Annotated in this window: 1 protein-coding gene; it reads left to right on the forward strand. The window is 40.5% G+C overall.

Translation table 11 applies throughout. From position 1 onward, the window contains the following. Positions 1–199 precede the first annotated feature (199 nt). Positions 200–3,808, forward strand: coding sequence for an AAA domain-containing protein (locus MO867_RS23830; protein WP_252472710.1), 3,609 nt, complete (start codon positions 200–202; stop codon positions 3,806–3,808). Positions 3,809–3,830: the final 22 nt, after the last annotated feature.

The raw sequence follows: 3,830 nt of genomic DNA on the forward strand, positions 1-3,830 counted from the left end.
ACTACCAATAATCCACTAGCAAGAGCGGTTACACAGAATTATTTACACCCTCGAAGTTCTTACCCATATTCGTCAATATGATGACGAACTCTATAAGTCTTGCCTGACTTCCCTAACCAATATTGAACCATCTCAAATAACTCAAGAGTTTTATGAGTTATACGAGCTACCTTATGGGCATAGTCGATTTAATGATTATGTGGCTGATCATGCCGATAAATTAAATTATGAACAACGTTTGAGCTTGGTGAAAGTGCTTCTTCATCATTTTTCCTCATTGCATGGGATTAATATTGCGCATCGAGATATTGGCGATCATAGCTTATGGTTGTCGCCCGGCAATAAAATTGCTCTTTCCAGCTTTATGTCTTCGTACCATCAGCCAGCTGGCACTGTTGGGCCTAGAAGGAAGGCTATCAGTACCGGAGTTATTAGTCCTCCAGAAGACCGGTCAGAAAGTTTAGATCATAGAGCTACTGAGTATCACCGTGATGTGTATGCGCTGGGAGTTCTTTGTTTCCTATTGCTTTCAGGTAAACGTTTATCTATCAAGTCTGTAGAGGCTGCCTTAAAGGGTATTGCAGAGAACGCTGAGTGGTACGGAGACGTTCTACGAAAAGCTGTTTCTGATATTCCGTCAGAGCGATTTAATAATGCTGATGCTATGCAGGCGGCTTTGATTGGCGCTCAACCTGCTCAGGAAGCTATTGAACTGTTTGATGATTCATTATTAGATAAATACCGAAAAAAAATAAATCTTTACAAGGTATATTGTGAAGATGAAGAAATTTCTAGTGATGAGTTGAAAGAGATTTATCGCTCTAATGATCAGTTGGTAAAGATTTGGAATAATGTAAATGCTGGTAATGATCAGGCTGGTGTGTATCAGTGCATGAACTTCTTTGAGCAAATAGAGAAGATTGGTGAGGTCTCTCCTGATTACCTAAGTACTATTAGGGATTATGGCATTACGCATAAGTCTGAACTATTTCTTGTTCAAGATTATATCGATGGTGAATCTTGGGATGATTGGTCTAAGAAAGTTCATCCGATAGAAACATGCTTGGCAGCCATTCAAGCCTTAATACGTAATATTGAGCATTTAGAAGGTATTGGCTTGAGCCATGGCGATCTTCATCCGGGTAACTTACTTGTTCAGGAAGATGGTGATGACTTACGTGTTGCACTGATCGATCTTCCTGACTTCACAGGCTCTAGTGAAACGGCTCGAAATCACAGGTATAGCCCAGAGTATATTGAATCTGCTACGACAAGTGAGCGTGATAATTTTGCAGTTATGCGTATTTCAGCCGAGCTGCTTGATCTCGACTGGGATAACCTTCAGGCCCAGACTGAATATTCAGTTGTTGCAGAGTCATTGAAGGAAGAGACTACTGACAATAATGGCTTCTTGTCTTTGGATCGATTCAAAGCTGCTTTAGTGGAACAGTTTGATCCTGTAGATGATTCGATCAGTAAAGTTAGTGTGAGTCTGAATCGACGTGACTTCGAAGAGGCAGTTACTATTTTTCCTGATAACGGTGAGCTGTATGTGTATATAGAAAAGTCTCGCCAAAAAGACAACTCTGTTAAAGTTTCATTCTATGGTGTGAATGCTTTTCTGGATGTGTTCTTTAATACAGAAGCCGTGCTGATTGAAAATGCACTAGTTCCTAGGGCGATTGATGGTGTTCCTGTATGGGTGAAGAGTGAAAGTCAGTTGGTACTTAATCTGAGTATCGAAATCCTTACAGGGTATAACGACTTATCTGCTTTGGATAAGCACTTATTAGAGCAAGAAACCTTTTTACCTGATTGTAAAAATATTGCTAATCCAATTGAAGATGATAAGGATATTCACGAAATCAAAAATCTGATGGAGCAAGTCGCTTCACCAGCCCCACAAGATGTAGATGCTAGTACGGATAATTTCATTAGCTCTGATCTTGATTCAATTCCTCGCTCAATCGATGAAAAGTTGACCACTAGAAATATCTGGAAGGCTATCATTGAAGCGGAAACTGAAGCATTGCCAAGTATTGAAGTTGGCGATGACCCTCAGCCTGATTTGAAACGAAATGAACTGATTATCCCTTACGATTCTGATTCTGAAATTCTTGATAGCTTTAATCGAGATGATGAGGTGTCTGTCATCAAGAAGGTAGGTGATAGAGAATTCAATCTTGGAAAGATTATTCTTGAAAAATCTACTAGCTCAGAAGTCAGACTGCCTTTAACCAATAAGAAAGGCCCGGAGCTTGGTGATATTTTGTATCTTAGAACCAAGAAAGATCGGGCATCTTATACTCGTCGTAAAAAAGCGATGGAGAGAGTATTAAATCAGTCTTCTGTCGTGCCTGATCTGGTGAGTTATTTTGATCCTCTACAGGACATGAAGCCTGTCCATTTTCATGATGGCCCGACTGATGATCAATTGTCTCGTTATGATAGAGAAGATAAAGATAAAAAAATCAGTTTGAATGAAGCTCAACGCAGTGCATTCCGCATGTTATTCAGTAAGGGGCCTTTATCATTATTACAAGGTCCTCCTGGAACGGGTAAAACAGAGTTTATAGCCGCCTTTGTTCATTATTTGTTAGAGCAGGACCATGCAAACCATATTTTATTGGTGAGTCAGTCCCATGAGGCCGTTAATACAGCTGTTGATCGAATTCGATCACATTGTGATCGCCTTGAAACGCCTATTGATATTGTTAGATTCAGTAATCGAGAATCTTCAGTGTCCGATGGGTTAAAGGATGTATATTCGAGGAATATTATTGAGTCTACTAGGCAATCCTTCATTGCTGAATTGAAAGAACGGATATTACATCTTCAGCCCGCTCTAAGGTTGGATTCAGATTACTTAGAAGCTTTGCTAGGTGTTGAATTTGGCATCAAGAAAAAGATCAAGAACCTGATACGGCTTCAAAGTGATGCAAAAGACGGAGAGGATGAATCTTATATCAAGAGCGTTACCCAAACTATTGCATCTCTAGAAAGCCAGTTGAAGAATGAGTTAACAGAGCAATATGATATTTTGAGTTTTGATCTCAGTAATGCGGCTGAAAAAATTGATGAAAAGATTAATCAGCTTTATGGCATTGGTCCTCATGAATATCGCCGAGTGAAAGCGTTGATACAAATCATCGATGATTATAAGGAGCGACTGGCTACTAACCCAGGAAGTTACGAAGAATTCTTGGCTAGGTCTCGCACGCTTGTTTGTGGCACCTGCGTAGGTATGGGGCTTGGTCATTTGGGCATCAACACAGTGCAGTATGACTGGGTGATTATTGATGAGGCAGCCCGCTCTATATCCTCTGAACTAGCGATTGCTATGCAGTCTGCCAAGCGAGTTTTACTGGTTGGTGACCACAAGCAGTTGCCACCTCTGTACCAAGATGAGCACAAGAATGTGATTCTTCGTAACCTCGGTGTTCCTAAGGTTGAGCCAGCGCTATCTCATGTCTTTATGAGTGATTTTGAAAAGGCTTTTGAGTCTTCTTATGGTCAACAAGTTGGCAGTAGTTTATTGACTCAATATCGTATGGCAGAGCCTATTGGTGATTTGGTATCACATACTTTCTACGACAAGAGACTGGAAACTGGAGAACGGAATATACCTGAATTTTATCGTAATGGTCCTGAGGCATTAAGATCAACGGTAACGTGGCTGGATACCAGTTCCAGAGGGAAAAAGTCTTATGACAGGCAGGACGGGACAAGTTTAATCAACCCTGAAGAAGTTGATCAAATTATTCATATTCTTAAGGACAACACTTCGGACAGTTTCATGCAGCTATAGCCCCATAGTCACTGTACCGCTC

Source organism: Microbulbifer okhotskensis (assembly GCF_023895975.1).
GTDB classification, from domain to species: Bacteria; Pseudomonadota; Gammaproteobacteria; order Pseudomonadales; family Cellvibrionaceae; genus Microbulbifer; species Microbulbifer okhotskensis.